This window comes from Planctomycetota bacterium (assembly GCA_016872555.1).
GTDB lineage: Bacteria > Planctomycetota > Planctomycetia > Pirellulales > UBA1268 > F1-20-MAGs016.
In genome coordinates this window covers 83,876-97,850 of record VGZO01000007.1, presented here as the reverse complement: position 1 = coordinate 97,850, position 13,975 = coordinate 83,876, and the positions used below count along the sequence as shown (strand labels likewise).

12 protein-coding genes are annotated in these 13,975 nt (G+C 71.1%); 11 read left to right on the top strand and 1 reads right to left on the bottom strand.

What is annotated here, in order from left to right:
* The first annotated feature begins 158 nt into the window (after positions 1-158).
* Both FJ309_04020 and FJ309_04015 read left to right on the top strand, forming a co-directional pair.
* Positions 159-1,265, top strand: coding sequence for a hypothetical protein (locus FJ309_04020; GenBank protein ID MBM3953775.1), 1,107 nt, complete (start codon positions 159-161; stop codon positions 1,263-1,265).
* Positions 1,262-2,272: a DUF1559 domain-containing protein gene (locus tag FJ309_04015; GenBank protein MBM3953774.1), complete on the top strand. Its 1,011-nt coding sequence runs from the start codon at positions 1,262-1,264 to the stop codon at positions 2,270-2,272. The genes FJ309_04020 and FJ309_04015 overlap by 4 nt, the downstream gene beginning before the upstream one ends.
* Here FJ309_04015 and FJ309_04010 read toward each other — a convergent pair.
* The gene (locus FJ309_04010) at positions 2,193-3,275 is read right to left on the bottom strand and encodes an RluA family pseudouridine synthase (protein MBM3953773.1); all 1,083 of its coding nucleotides are present in this window, start codon (positions 3,273-3,275) and stop codon (positions 2,193-2,195) included. The genes FJ309_04015 and FJ309_04010 overlap by 80 nt on opposite strands.
* A 220-nt stretch (positions 3,276-3,495) precedes the next feature.
* Between FJ309_04010 and FJ309_04005 the strand changes: the two genes are divergently transcribed.
* The 9 genes from FJ309_04005 (at position 3,496) to FJ309_03965 (ending at position 13,958) form a co-directional block, all read left to right on the top strand.
* The gene (locus FJ309_04005; GenBank protein MBM3953772.1) at positions 3,496-4,854 is read left to right on the top strand and encodes an adenylosuccinate synthase; all 1,359 of its coding nucleotides are present in this window, start codon (positions 3,496-3,498) and stop codon (positions 4,852-4,854) included.
* Positions 4,821-5,588, top strand: a complete 768-nt coding sequence (uppS, locus tag FJ309_04000; protein MBM3953771.1) for a di-trans,poly-cis-decaprenylcistransferase — start codon at positions 4,821-4,823, stop codon at positions 5,586-5,588. The genes FJ309_04005 and uppS overlap by 34 nt, the downstream gene beginning before the upstream one ends.
* Complete coding sequence (locus tag FJ309_03995) at positions 5,582-6,553, top strand: hypothetical protein (protein MBM3953770.1); 972 nt, start codon at positions 5,582-5,584, stop codon at positions 6,551-6,553. Before uppS ends, FJ309_03995 begins: the two co-directional genes overlap by 7 nt.
* A gap of 154 nt (positions 6,554-6,707) precedes the next feature.
* On the top strand, positions 6,708-7,673 hold the full coding sequence (locus FJ309_03990) for a PhoH family protein (GenBank protein ID MBM3953769.1): 966 nt from the start codon (positions 6,708-6,710) through the stop codon (positions 7,671-7,673).
* 10 nt (positions 7,674-7,683) lie between these two features.
* The gene (locus tag FJ309_03985; protein MBM3953768.1) at positions 7,684-10,047 is read left to right on the top strand and encodes an HDIG domain-containing protein; all 2,364 of its coding nucleotides are present in this window, start codon (positions 7,684-7,686) and stop codon (positions 10,045-10,047) included.
* A gap of 1 nt (position 10,048) precedes the next feature.
* Entirely contained in the window at positions 10,049-10,537 is a 489-nt protein-coding gene (ybeY, locus tag FJ309_03980) for an rRNA maturation RNase YbeY (GenBank protein MBM3953767.1), read from the top strand.
* A complete protein-coding gene (locus tag FJ309_03975) occupies positions 10,534-11,787 on the top strand; it encodes an HlyC/CorC family transporter (protein ID MBM3953766.1) in 1,254 nt (417 codons plus the stop codon). Before ybeY ends, FJ309_03975 begins: the two co-directional genes overlap by 4 nt.
* Positions 11,788-11,796: 9 nt before the next feature.
* Positions 11,797-12,564, top strand: coding sequence for a DNA repair protein RecO (gene recO / locus FJ309_03970; GenBank protein MBM3953765.1), 768 nt, complete (start codon positions 11,797-11,799; stop codon positions 12,562-12,564).
* Positions 12,565-12,686: 122 nt separating this feature from the next.
* Positions 12,687-13,958 carry a tetratricopeptide repeat protein gene (locus FJ309_03965; GenBank protein MBM3953764.1) on the top strand — a complete coding sequence of 424 codons (1,272 nt, stop codon included), beginning with the start codon at positions 12,687-12,689 and terminating at the stop codon, positions 13,956-13,958.
* Positions 13,959-13,975 lie beyond the last annotated feature (17 nt).

Sequence of the window (13,975 nt, the reverse complement as noted above, 5' to 3'; positions counted from 1 at the left end):
TCCACGGACTGTCTGGGCGTTGGTTGACGGCGCCGTGGTGTCGCCGTGAGGACTGTCATGCGGTCGAACGGGTCACGACGACCCGGTACCTCGCCGTCGAGGTACCGGAAGGCTGCGTGCGCAGCCCCCGGGAGCCGCGTTGAAAACGGGAGAGCTCGATGAAGCGTTCGGGAGTGCGTTCGGTGGGGACCGACCGGCGAGGTCGGCGCGGTGGTGGTGAGGGGCGATCGGGAGCGGGCGGCATCCGCCGGTTGCCGCGCATGGGGTTGCTGGTGGCAGGCTTGGCCGTGGTCGCCCTCGCCGGCCTCGCGGTCGCCGACACGGTGTATGTGGCGAGCCTGACAAATGGCAGCCTGTCGCGATACGACTCGGCGAACCCCGCCGGAACGTTGACCACGCTCCTGCCCGACGGAACGCTCTTCAGCCCGGCGGCGCTCGCGCTCGGCCCCGACGGCGCGCTGTATATCGGCGAATCAGGTAACTCCACGACCGTCGGCCCGCAGCTCCGCCGGTTCGACGTGACCACGGGGACACTGTCGCCGGAGGTGGTTTCGCTGGCTGCGGCCGGGGTGTTTCCCGCCAGCATCGTCCTCAAGGGAAATGACCTGCTCGTCGGCCGAAATCCCCTCTACCAAAACACCGGTCCGGTGGTGAAGGTGAGCGTGGGCCAAAGCGGATCGTCGTTCAATTACACCGTCTCCGACTACACCGTCGGCGGCAATCTCGCGAGCAGCCCCGGGTTGGCAATCGGCCCCGACGGCAGTCTGTACGTCGCCGACCAGACCTACAGTTTCCAAACGTTCGCCGCGACCGGGCCGGTCAAGAAGTTCGACGCCACCGGAGCGTACGTGGGCGAGGTGATCGCCAACGGCGCCAGCGGTCTCCTCGGCCCGACAGGCCTGGTGATCAGCGGTAGTTCCCTCTACACCGCCAGCATCATGAATGGCAACGTGCTGAAAACGGACCTCGCCACGTTGAACACCACTTCGTTCGCCTCCACTGGTGCTCCGTTCGGCGCCGGGGTGATGACGATGATGCAGGGCGATCGGTTGCTGGTGGGGAGCCCGGCCGGGGACGGGGCGATCTACTCGTTCTTTGCCGACGGCTCGGCCGGTCCGACGTTTTCCAGCGGCTTGGGGCAGATCGGCGGCATCGTCGCCGTCCCGGAGCCGGGGAGCGTCACGCTGGCGGTGACGGGCGCGGGATTGGCCGCCTGGTGTGCGTGGCGACGGCGCAGGGCGGGGAGTAGACTCCGCCGACCATGATCGCCCGGCGCGGATTCACGCTCGTCGAACTGCTCGTCGTCGTCGCCATCGTCGGCGGCCTCGTGGCGCTGCTCCTGCCGGCCGTGCAGGCAGCCCGCGAGGCCGCCCGGCGGACGCAGTGTGTCAACAACCTGCGCCAGATCGGCATCGCCGCGGCCAATCACGAGGGAGCGAGGGGACGGTATCCGGTGGGGGCCGAGGCCCGCGCCTGGGCGGCGAAGCCCAATTGGCCGCACCAGTTCTTCCGCTGGTCGGTGCTCGCCCACCTCGCACCGTATTACGAGCAGGAATCGCTGCTCCGCAGCCTCGACCTCTCCGTGCCGCTGTACATCGGCCTGACGCCGGCCGATATCGCCCCGCAGAACAAGCCGATCGTCGCCCTCACGATCCCGCTGTTTCTCTGCCCGTCGGATCGCAATGGCCCGGTGTCGCCGCTGTTCGGGCCGACGAACTATGCCGCCTGCACCGGGACCGGGGTCGGCGGGGGCACGCCGTTCGACACCGACGGGATGTTCTTCGTGAATTCCCAGACGAAGCCGCGCGACGTGACCGACGGACTTTCCAAGACGGTGGCGTTCGCGGAGAGCAACCTCGGCGACGGTCCGGTCGCGACCACCAACCGCGGCTCGATCACCGCGGCGAACGGCTATGCGTTCACGTTCGCGTTTCCCCTGTCAGATGCCGGGTGCCGGTCCGCCTTCTACTGGAACTTCACCGACCTGCGCGGATTCTCCTGGGCCAACGGCGAGTACCGGACCTGCCTCTACAACCACCGCCGCCTTCCCAACGATCCCGAGATCGACTGCCTCGGCGTCAACATGGCGACGGCCGATCCCCGCCTGATGTACGCCGGCTACGGCTGGCGGGGGGCGCGAAGCCGCCATCCCGGCGGGGTCAACGTCCTGTGGGCCGACGGCTCGAGCCGGTTCATGGCCGACGGGGTCGAGGCCGCCGTTTGGCAGGCCGTCGCGACCCGCTCGGGGGGCGAGGTGGTCGCGGCCGAGTGAGGCCGGCATCGGGGCGTGGTGCCGATGGCCGCGGGCCGGCGGAGCCGCGCAGCCGGGCGATGACCGCACGGATGTCGGCGGGCAGCGGCGACTCGAAATCGAGGTCGGCGCCCGACTCGGGATGGACAAACCCCAACCGGGCCGCGTGGAGCATCACCCGCCGCGCCCCGGAGCGATCGACTCCGCCGCTCCCCCGGGGCGCCGAGTAGACGCGCTCGCCGCACAGCGGATGGCCGCTCTCGGCGAGATGGATGCGGATCTGGTGCGTCCGCCCCGTCTCGAGGACGCATTCGACGAGCGTGGCGTCGTCGCCGAAGTGCTCGACGGGGTGGACGTGGGTCACCGCCCGTTTCCCCTCGCCCTCGTCGGACGACCCGCGCCTGCCGTCGCCGCGGTCGCGAACCAGCGTCGAGACGATCGTGCCGGCGCCGACCCGGCCGACGCACAACGCGAGGTAGCGGCGCCGCGTGGTGTGGGCGCGGAACTGTTCGGCGAGGATCCGTTCCGCCGGCACCGTCCGCGCGAACACCACCAGCCCGCTGGTTTCCCGGTCGATGCGGTGGACGGCGCGCACCGGCACCAGCCGCCCGCCGCCGCGCCGCCGTCCGCCGTGGGCGGCGATCGCCGCCGGGAGGAGCTCGTCGAGCGTCGGTTGGACCTGCCGGCGCCGGGCCGGCCACGACCGCTCCTCGGCGTGGCGCACCGTGGTGATCCCCGACGGCTTGTCGACCACGACCACCGCCGCGTCGAGGTGGACGATCCGCAGCTGGTCGGCGCGCGGTGGCGCCGGCGCCGAGGTGGGGAGGATCTTGACGACGTCGCCGTCGCGCAGCCGGCGGCCGGCATCGGTGCAGACATTGCCGTGGATCTGCACGCGGCGCGTGCGGATCAGCCGCTGGACCTGCGACCAGCTCGCCTGCTCGGCTCCGCGCAGGAACGCGGCCAGCGTCTGCCCGGCACCCGCGGCAGCGACATGATGGATCGTACCGGGCGCGGGTTTCATCGGCAGTGGCCTCCCGCCAGACGATACCACCCGCCCGGACCGGGTGGCGGCGGGGCCTTCCGGGGACTGTGGCGGAGGTTCCCCTGCTTCCGTACCCCGCGGTCTGGAGCACACCCGCCGGCGCGGCGGCCGGCACGGTGGCGTGTGCTAGAATCGCGGGGAAAGCTCTTCATGGCAGCCCGCGCTGCCCGCTCGGATTATTCGGCGAGGTTTTCCTGTCGTGCCCGGCACCTGCGTCATCGGTCTGCAATGGGGTGACGAGGCGAAGGGCAAGCTCGTCGACATCCTCACCGAGCACCACGACATCGTCGTCCGCTACCAGGGGGGCGCCAACGCCGGCCATACCGTCGTCTCCGGCGGTGAGACGTGGAAGCTGTCGTTGATCCCCAGCGGGATCCTCCGCGACGGGGTCACCTGCGTGGTCACCGGCGGGGTCGTGCTCGACCCGGCGGCGGTGCTCCGCGAGATCGACATGCTCGAGGGGCGTGGTGTCGCGGTCGGCTCGAAACTGCTGCTCTCCGACCGGGCGCACGTCGTCTTCCCGTGGCACGTCGCCGAGGACCGCCTCCTCGACGGCAGTCTGTCGGGTGGCGAGCCGATCGGCACCACCGGCCGGGGCATCGGCCCCTGCTACCGCGACAAGGTGGGGCGGGCGATGGCGATCCGGATCGGCGATCTGTACCGCGACGATTTCCCCGCCACGCTGCGGCACGTCGTCGCCCTCAAGCAGCGCTTCCTCGCCGTGGCTGGGCCGGCCGCCGCGACGCTCGATGCCGATGCGATCCTCGCCGACACGCGCCGCATGGCCACGCGCCTCGAGCCGCACGTCCGCGACACGACTGCCTACCTGCTCGACGCGGTCGAGGCCGGGAGGCGGGTGCTGTTCGAAGGGGCCCAGGGAACGCTCCTCGACGTCGACCACGGAACCTACCCGTTCGTCACCAGCAGCAACTCCTCGGGGCTGGGAGTCGGTCCCGGATCGGGTGTGCCGGCGCGGTGGATCGACCGCTCCATCGGCGTCGTCAAGGCCTACTCGACCCGGGTCGGTGGCGGGCCGCTGCCGACCGAGCAGGACAATGCGATCGGCATCCATCTCCGCGAGCGCGGCAACGAATACGGCACCGTCACGCGCCGGCCACGCCGCTGCGGATGGTTCGACGCCGTCGCCGCCCGCTACGCCACCCGGCTGTCCGGCGTCGACGAGCTGGCCGTGATGCTCCTCGACGTCCTCGGGGGGCTCGACCAACTCTCGATCTGCACCGCCTACGAGATCGACGGCCGGCGGACGACCGATTTTCCCAGCCACGTCGACGATCTCCGTCGCGCCCGCCCGGTCTACGAGACGCTCCCCGGCTGGCACGAGGACCTGTCGGTGATCCGCGAACAGGTCGGGCTCCCCGGGGCGGCCCAACGCTACGTCGAGCGGATCGCCGCGCTGCTCGGTCGACCGGTGCGGATCGTCTCGGTCGGTCCCGACCGGGCACAGACGGTTTTCCGCGATGGCGACGGCGGCGCACGTGGTCCGGCGGAAGGGGGCGGATTGCCATGGCCTCGACAGCCGGCACCGGTGCGGGCGTGACCCCTGCACCGGCGGCCGCGGCGGCCGGAGTCACGCCGCGGCATGTCGCCATAATAATGGACGGCAACGGCCGCTGGGCGCGGCAACGGGGCCTGCCGCGGATCGAGGGGCACCGCCGCGGGGTCGCCAGCGTGCGGCGGATCACCGAACACGCCGCCCGCCTGGGCCTCGAGCAGCTCACCCTCTACTGCCTGTCCCGCGAGAACTGGCGGCGGCCGGCGCTCGAGATCACGTTCCTCATGCATCTCCTCGAGCAGTACATGGTCGAGGAACGCGCCCTGCTGATGCGTGAAGGGATCCGGGTGACCACGATCGGCCGCCGCGAGGGATTGCCGGCGGCCACCCTGGCGGCCCTCGACCGGACGGTCGCGACGTGCGCCGGCAACACCGGCATGCGTCTCTGCCTGGCGGTCAACTACGGCGGTCGTGACGAGATCGTCGATGCGGCCCGATCGTTGGCGGAGGCGGCGCGCGACGGCAGCCTCGACCCGGCGACGATCGACGAGGCGTCGTTCGCCGCCCGGCTGTCGACCGCGGGAATGCCCGACCCTGACCTGCTGATCCGCACCGCCGGCGAGCAGCGGCTGAGCAACTTCCTCCTCTGGCAGGTCAGCTACGCCGAGCTGTGGACCACCGATGCGATGTGGCCCGACTTCGACACCGGCCACCTCGACGCCGCGATCCGCGCGTTCGCCGGGCGTGAACGCAAGTTCGGGGGGCTCGCCCCATCGTGAACGCGGCGGTCGACGAAGGTGGGGCTCGGACCCCACGGCCCGCGCGGAAGATCGCCGAGCGGGTGGCGTTCGCCGTCGCGTTGGCGGCGGCATTCGCCTTCCTTCTCTGGGCCGATGCCACTGGCCTGTCGGGCGCGCCGGCGGCGACGTGGCTGCTGCCGGTGGCACTGGCCGTGGCGGCGGGGGGCGCCGACGAGATGCGCCGTCTTACCGACCGCACGATGGCGCCGGTGCCACGGCCGCTGGCCGTCGGCGGATGCAGCGCCGTGGTGGTCGCGGCGGCCTGTGGCGCGGGAGTGGTTCGTGCGCTACCGACGGCCGGCATCGCACCGGCGCTGGCGGCGATCGGCTGGGCGGGGGGCGCGGCGGCGCTGGCGTTCGTCGTGGCGCTGGTCGTCGAAATCATCCGCTTTCCCTCGGCCGATGGCGGCGGAACGCGACGGTTGGCGGCGACGGGGCTGATCCTCGCCTGGGTGGCGCTGCCGGTGGCGTGCCTGGTGGCGCTGCGTGTCGACGACGGCGGCATCCCCGGCGGGGCACGCTCGATCGTGCCGCTGGCGAGCCTCGTCGCGGTCGTGAAAGGGGGAGACGTTGCGGCGTATGCGGTCGGATCGTCGCTCGGTCGGCGGCGGATGGCGCCCGCGCTGAGCCCCGGAAAGACCTGGGAGGGGGCATGGGCGTCGGTGGCGGCGTCGGTGGCGATCGCCTGGATGCTGCTCGCGGCGCCGTCGGCGCCCCATCCCTGGGGAGGCTGGCCGGTGTACGGTCTCGCCGTGGGGACGGCGGGGATCCTCGGCGACCTGGGCGAATCACTGCTCAAACGCGAGGCGGGCACGAAGGACTCGGGTCGGTCATTGGGGCCGCTGGGGGGCGTTCTCGACCTGGTCGACTCGCTGCTGGTCGCCGCACCGGTGGCCTGGGTGTTGTGGCGGGCGGCGGACTGGATCGGGCCCGGGGTGGCATGACGCAACATGCTGCCGCGTCAGGGTTTGCCGAGGTGCCACGAAGGCAACGGCCTGGTTCCCGGACACCACCCGCGGGTGCCCGGACGCCGCCGGGTATACTCGTGCGAAATCCCCTCTATCCGAGACCGTCGGTGGCATGCCGCCGCGGGCTCACATGTCGCGCACGAGCATCGCGGTCGTCGACTCCAAGCGGATCCTGGCCATTTTCGGGCCGCGGGATCAGCATCTCCGCCGCATCCGCTCGGCCCTCGGCGTCGGCGTTTCGGCCCGTGACGACTCGATCCACATCGAAGGGGACGAGCCGGCCGTGCTCCGCGCCACGGCGGTGTTCGAAGAGCTCGACCGGATCGCCCGGGAGCAGGGGTCGGTGGCCCTCGAGGACGTCGCCCAGCTGCTGTCGATCGCCACCGGACAATCCGCCGCCGAGCCGGTCGAGCCGATCGAGGTCCAGCGGCCCGGACGGGCGGTCGTCCCGCGTTCCCCCGGGCAGGCGGCCTACGTCCGCGCGATCCGCAACAACGACGTGGTCCTCTGCGCCGGACCGGCGGGGAGCGGCAAGACGTTTCTTGCCGTGGCTCTTGCGGTGTCGATGCTGCGCAGCGAGCAGGTACGGAAGATCGTGCTGGTGCGTCCGGCGGTCGAGGCCGGCGAGAGCCTCGGGTACCTGCCGGGGGATCTCCAGGCGAAGATCAACCCCTACCTGCGCCCGCTGCTCGACGCCCTCCGCGAGATGATCGACTTCGAGCAGCTCAAACGCCTCTCCGAGCAGGAGGTGGTGGAGATGATCCCGCTGGCGTACATGCGCGGGCGGACGCTCAACCACGCCTTCATCATCCTCGACGAGGCCCAGAACACCACCGTTTCGCAGATGAAGATGTTCCTCACCCGGCTCGGCAACGGGTCGAAGATGGTGATCTCCGGCGACACGACGCAGGTCGACCTTCCCGCCAACCGGACCAGCGGACTGGTCGACGCGATGCGGCGGCTGGAGGGGGTGCCGGGGTGTGCGCAGGTGCGGCTCGCCGGAGAGGACATCGTCCGCCACCCGCTCGTGCAGCGGATCGTCGCCGCCTACGACGACGCAGGTCATCAGGAGCAGCGGCGGCCCTCCCGGCCGTGATTCTTCCCCCATGCCCGTCGCCCCCTCGTCCTACCGTCGCCGGATCCGCCGCGGCCAGGCCATCGAAGGCCCCCAGGGGTTCTGGTCAACCCTTTTCGAGCGCGCTTCGCGCGCCGAGGTGGTGGTCCGCCTCGGGCTCTGCCTGGGTGCAGCGCTGGTGATGGCGCTGCTGGTGAGGGGCTGGATGGAGCCATTCCCGTGGCACGTCGGCGCCGTGGCGCCGCGCGGTGTGGCGGCCAGGGTGCCGTTCAAGAAACCGGATGCGGAACGCACCCGGGAAGCCCGCAAGCGGGCCGAGGCGCAGGTCCGCGTCGTCTACACGCAGGACAAGGCGAAGCTGATGCGATTGCGGGACGGATTGAAGAACCGCCTCGCCGAACTGGCCCCTGCCGAGACGCTCGCGGCCGTGCCCCGCGCGGTGTGGCTCGAGTTCGCCCCCGAGGCCGCCGACGCCTTCGAGCGACTTCCTCCTCCCGCTGCCCCCGGAGTGGAGCAACCGACCTCCCCCGCCGATGACCAACCGTCGCGCGACGTCGCCGTGCCGATCGACGAGGCGGTGCTCGCGGCGGAGCAGGAGTATCAGAGGTTCCGCGGCCGGGTGGCCTCGAAGGAGAAGCAGACGGAGGTCGACCGGGCGATCGACCGGGCGTTCGCGGAGATTCTCGGAACGGGCGTGCTCGAGAAACTCCAGCACGACATCAACGAGGGGAGCCAGACCGAGATCGACGTCTATCCCCTCGGGAACCCCGCCGACATCTCCCGGGTGCAGGTCTTCGACGTCCAGTTGGTCGAGGCCAAGCTGCGTCTTGCCGGCCGGTTCACCGAGGAGTTCGGGGAGGGCCCTGTCACGTCGCGCCTCGTCGGCTGGCTCGAGCAGCGGCTTGCCGGTTCGCTCGAGGTGGACCTCGAAGGGACCGCCAAGGCCAAGAAGAAGGCGAGCGACGAGACCCCGCAGCAGTTCGAGCGCTACGCCGCCGGTGACCTGCTGGCCCCGCCCGGAGCGCCGCTGTCGCCGGAGCAGTTCGAGTTGCTGGAGCTCGAGGAGCGGGCGTTCAACGAGGAGCAGACGGTCCCGCAGCGCTTGAGCCGACTGGTGGCGACGTTCGGGCTGTTGGTGGCGGTGCTGACGCTGGCGGGGTTCTACATCCACCTCCGCCACCACGACATCCTCGACGATCTCGGCCACGTCGCCACGCTCCTCGGCCTGTCGACGGTGACGGTCCTCGTCTGCCTGTGCGCCGCCGCCGACGGCTGGCGCGCGGAAACGGTGCCGCTGGTGGTGTTCGCCCTGACGGTGGCGATCGCCTACGAGGAGGACCTGGCGCTGCTCTTGGCCGCCGAAGTAGCGCTGGTCGTGGTCGTCGTGCTCGGCGCGGGGATGTCGAGTTTCGTGACGCTGGTGTCGACCGCGGCGGCGGTGGTGTTCTGGACCGGCAGGCTCCGCAGCCGCAGCCGCCTGATCTACGTCGGCTTGTTCGCCGCTGCCGTCGCCTTCTTCACCCAGATCGGGTCGCAACTCCTCGAGTCGCGCCCGCTCGACAAGGACTACCTGATCCTCACCGACGCCGCCCGGACCGCCGGCTGGGTCGCGTTGTCGGGGTTCCTGATGACCGGTCTGCTGCCGTTCATCGAGCGGGCATTCGGCGTCCTCACCGACTTGAGTCTCCTCGAGGTCGGCGACATCGCCCATCCGCTCCTCCAGGAACTGGTCCGTCGTGCCCCGGGCACCTACAACCACTCGATCAACGTCGCCAGCATCGGTGAGGCCGCGGCCGAGGCGATCGGTGCCCGCGGGCTGCTGGTCCGTGTCGGGGCCTATTTCCACGATGTCGGCAAGATGCTCAAACCGGCCTACTTCGTCGAGAACCAGGGGCAGCAGCCGAGCCTCCACGAAACCCTCGCCCCGGCGATGAGCACCTTGGTGATCGTCGCCCACGTCAAGGAGGGGGCCGAGCTGGCCCGGCAGTACCACCTCCCGCAGCCGATCGTCGATCTGATCACCGAGCACCATGGCACGACGTTGGTCGAGTACTTCTTCCGTCGTGCCACCGAACGCTCGCAGGTCGACCCCAACGGGACCGAGGTCGACGAGCAGATGTACCGTTATCCGGGGCCGAAGCCGAGCACGCGCGAGTCAGCGGTGCTGATGCTCGCCGACGCCACCGAGAGCGCCAGCCGGGCCCTGGCCGATCCGACGCCGGCGCGGATCCAGGGGCTGGTGCACGACCTGGCGATGAAGCGGCTGCTCGACGGGCAGTTCGAGGACTGCGGGCTGACGCTCGAGGAGTTGGCACGGATCGAGGACAGCCTCACCAAGAGCCTGACCGCGGTCTACCATGGCCGCGTGAAGTATCCCGGCCAGCGGTCAGCCTGACATGGCCGCTGCGCAAGCCGGATCACGGCCGTCGCCGAGAAGGCACGTCGTCGAGGTCGTCGATCGGCAGCGGGTCTGGTCCGTGCCCCGCGCCTGGCTGACCCGCGTGTGCCGCCGGGCGCTGGCCGAGGAGGGAGTAAAGCGGGCGACGATCACGCTGGTCTTCGTCGACGACGCCGGCATCGCCGCCCTCCACGACCGCTGGCTCGGTGATCCGACCCCGACCGACGTGATCACCTTCGATCTCGGCGACGGCGACCGGCTGTGCGGCGACATCGCCTGCAGCACGGAGACGGCGCTGCGCGAGGCGGCCCGCTACGGCTGGTCGGCCCGGCACGAGCTGGCGTACTACATGATCCACGGTCTGCTCCACCTCACCGGCTACGATGACCATGCCGTCGCCCACCGCCGGGCGATGCGGGCCCGCGAGCGTGCGGTGTTCGCCGCGCTCGATCTCCCTGCCCCACCCCGTCGCTCGCGCCGCCCATGAACCCCGCCGCCATCCGCATCGAATCGGCGGTGATGGTCCTCGCCCTCGCCGGAGCGGCGGCGACACTCGCCCGCGCCGCGCGCGGGCCGCAGCGCCATCGTGTCGCCGAGGCCTGCCGGTCGCGGGGCCGACCCGACGACGTGGCGCGGATCCTCACCGACTGCGACACCCTCGCGTTCCTCGCGTCGTCGGCGATGGTGATCGCGGCATTGGTGGCGACGCTGCTCGCCGGTCGGACGCTGGCGGCCGCCGGGCCGACCGCCGCGGTGGCCGGAGCGGTCGGCTGGATCGGTCTGGCGTGGCTGGCCCTGGTCGCCCTGCCGGTGGTCGCCTCGGCCTGGTGCGGGGCGGCGATCCTCGTCGGTGGGTTCGCGATCTGGCGGCCGCTGTTGGCGCTGGCGGCGCCGGTCGTCGGCTGGCTGGGGTCGCTCGGCCGGCGGCTCGCCGCCGCGGGGGGGGCCGGACCGGTCGCGCCGGCGACGGGCGACGCCGAGCTCCGCGCGGTCGTCGACGAGGCCCACCGCGACGGTCTGCTCGAGGACACCGCGCGCGACATGATCGAGGGGATCATGGACCTCGCCGAGGCACGGGTCGGACGGATCATGACCAAGCGGACGGCGATGGTGAGCCTGTCCGTCGACATGCCGTGGGACGACGTCGTTCGCCTCGCCGCGGAGAGCGGCCACTCGCGCCTGCCGGTGTGGGAAGGATCGCCCGACGGCGTGATCGGGATCCTCCACGCGCGGGAATTGCTCGTCGCCCTCACCCGGCGGCTCGACGGCGTGCCGCCGCCGTCGTCGGTGCGCGAGGTGCTGCGGCCACCGTTCTTCGTCCCCGAGACGATGTCGGTCCAGAAGCTGCTCCGTGAGCTGCAGCGGACCCACACCCACATCGCGATCGTGACCGACGAGTTCGGCGGCGTGGCGGGGCTGGTGACGATCGAGGACGCGTTGGAGGAGATCGTCGGCGAGATCACCGACGAACATGACGAGGTCCTCGCCGACGGGCTTCACCGGCTCGCCGACGGTTCCTGGGAGGTCGACGGCCACCTTCCCGTCGGTGAGCTCAACGCACGGACAGGGCTCGACCTGCCGGAGACCGACGGGTACGAGACCGTCGGCGGGCTGGTATTCCATCGCTGCGGCCGGGTGCCGCAGGTGGGGGAGCGGATCGAGGCCCACAACGCGTCGTTCGAGGTCCTCGCCACCTCGGGCCGGCGCGTGGAGCGGGTACGGGTGACGAGCCCCTGAGACGCGACGATGGCCGCGGAGAAGACGCTCGCGCTGGTACTCGGTGCCACGCCGTTCGGCGAGACGAGCAGCGTGGTCACGCTCTTCACGCGCGAGATCGGCAAGCTGCGGGCTCTGGCGAAGGGGGCGTGGCGTCCGAAGGGGCCGTTCGACGGCGCCCTTGACCTGTTTTCCACGTGCGAGGTAATCGTCCTGCGCCGTGCGTCAGGCGGTCTGGATCTGCTCACCGAGGCCTGCCTCCTCGAGCGGTTCCGGATCGCCGGCAGCCTGGCGGCCTATCAGGCGACGGTCGGCCTGACCGAACTGACCGACGCGCTCACCGCCGACGCCGATCCGCAGCCGGAGCTCTTCGATGCCGTCGTCGCCAGCGTCCACTCCCTCTCCGGTCATCGTGGATCCGACGACCGGGTCGACGAGGAGCGGATCCGCGCCGCCCTGGCGATCCTCCACCTCACCGGTCACGGGCCGGCGCTGGAGCGCTGCGCCGCCTGCCTGGCGCCGGTCGGCACGGGACGCGCCTCCTTCGGGATGCTCGACGGCGGGACTCTGTGCCCCTCCTGCCGACGCGGCAAACGACTGGTGGTCTCGGTGTCCGACGGTGCGCTGGCGCTGCTCCGGCGGCTGGCCGCCACGCCGCCACGGACGATCCTCACCGTCGATGCCGACCGGCTCGGCGAGGCCCGTGCCGTCGTCGATGCCTACCTGTCCCATCTGCTCGGCCGCCGGCTCCGCTCCGCATCCGCGTCGCCACAGCGGCCCGGACCCCGGCGTCGCTGACCGATTTCCCACCCGCGCGGGCCGTCGATATCGCCCCGTTGCCGAGGCGCGATCCGCCGCCGTTTCGCCGCGGGACGCGTCGTCCACGGCCTGCCCGGTCACCCGTCCCTGAAGCCGCGACCATGACGTCCTCCCCCCGCCGAGATCCGCTGGCCACCGTGGTGCGCGCGGTGCCGCCGCTCGTGGTGGCGGCCCTGCTTGCCGGCGGCTGCGCCGGGCTGGAGAAGCCGCGCTGGCCGTGGTCGAAGCCCGCCGGCGAGCTCGCGGCCGACGATGCCGGCGTGATCTCCTCAGAGCGCCCCAGTGCCGACACCGGGACGGGTTGGGACTACTTCAAGGGGGAGAACATCAAGAAGCGATGGAAGAAACTCGTCGGCCGCGGGCCGAACGAGGCGGTCGCCCGCGCGGCGCTGGCCGAGGGTGACGCCCTGTACCGCGAGCGCCGCTACGACGAGGCGATCGCCAAATACAAGGTGGCGGTCGACCGCTGGCCCGATTCGGCCGTCGAGGAGGACGCCCTCTGGCAGCTCGCCGAGTGCTGGTTCTTCACCGACCGCTACCCCAAGGCCGAGGACGGTTACGACGAACTGGTGAAGAAGTACGCCAACTCGCGCTACCTCGACCGCGTCGCCCAGCGGCAATTCGTGATCGGCCAATACTGGATCGCCGTCGACCGCAAAGACCACCTCCCGCTGCTGGTCCCCAATCTCGCCGATCGCAGCCGGCCGCTGTTCGACACCAAGGGGCGCGCCCTCAAGGCGTTCGAGCATGTCCGTCTCAACGATCCGCGCGGAATCCTCGCCGACGACAGCATCATGGCGGCGGCCAACGCCCACTTCCTCGACCGTCAGTGGATCGACGCCGACTACTTCTACGGGCTGCTCCGCACCGAATACCCGGACAGCGACTTTCTCCTCGAGGCCCATCTGCTCGGTATCCAGGCGAAGCTCCGCGCCTACCAGGGGGCCGGCTACGAAGGGGGCGTGCTCGACGAAGCGGAGTTCCTCGCCGACCAGACGCTGGTCCAGTTCCCCGACCAGTTGACGAACGAGGACCAGGACCGGCTGGTCACCACGCGTGCGGAGATCGCCGCGCAGCAGGCGCTCCGGCACTGGGAGCGCGCCGAGTTCTACGCCAAGGGAAAGCACTACACCTCGGCGCGGATCTACTACGCGCTGCTGGCCCGTGACCGTCCGCAGACGCTCCTCGCCCAGAAGGCCCGCGACCGGCTCGGCGAGATCGAGGGGCTCGCCGACGTCTCGGACAACCCGTTCCCGATGCTGACGGCGGTCCTCAACCCCGACTCGCTCAAGGAAGCGGAGCTCGACGCCATGGCCGAAGCCGACACGGTGATCGCCCGCGAGAACGATACCGACGCGGGAATCGTCCGCTGAGCGACCGGTTCCGGGCC

What these genes read in the sequence shown, in the direction of transcription:
- FJ309_03985 (MBM3953768.1), top strand. Translation starts at nt 7,684, where the DNA reads ATGCCCGTCGCCCCCTCGTCCTACCGTCGCCGGATCCGCCGCGGCCAG.
- FJ309_03965 (MBM3953764.1), top strand. Translation starts at nt 12,687, where the DNA reads ATGACGTCCTCCCCCCGCCGAGATCCGCTGGCCACCGTGGTGCGCGCG.
- uppS (MBM3953771.1), top strand. Translation starts at nt 4,821, where the DNA reads ATGGCCTCGACAGCCGGCACCGGTGCGGGCGTGACCCCTGCACCGGCG.
- FJ309_04015 (MBM3953774.1), top strand. Translation starts at nt 1,262, where the DNA reads ATGATCGCCCGGCGCGGATTCACGCTCGTCGAACTGCTCGTCGTCGTC.
- FJ309_03975 (MBM3953766.1), top strand. Translation starts at nt 10,534, where the DNA reads ATGAACCCCGCCGCCATCCGCATCGAATCGGCGGTGATGGTCCTCGCC.
- FJ309_04020 (MBM3953775.1), top strand. Translation starts at nt 159, where the DNA reads ATGAAGCGTTCGGGAGTGCGTTCGGTGGGGACCGACCGGCGAGGTCGG.
- ybeY (MBM3953767.1), top strand. Translation starts at nt 10,049, where the DNA reads ATGGCCGCTGCGCAAGCCGGATCACGGCCGTCGCCGAGAAGGCACGTC.
- FJ309_03990 (MBM3953769.1), top strand. Translation starts at nt 6,708, where the DNA reads ATGTCGCGCACGAGCATCGCGGTCGTCGACTCCAAGCGGATCCTGGCC.
- FJ309_04010 (MBM3953773.1), bottom strand. Translation starts at nt 3,275, where the DNA reads ATGAAACCCGCGCCCGGTACGATCCATCATGTCGCTGCCGCGGGTGCC.
- recO (MBM3953765.1), top strand. Translation starts at nt 11,797, where the DNA reads ATGGCCGCGGAGAAGACGCTCGCGCTGGTACTCGGTGCCACGCCGTTC.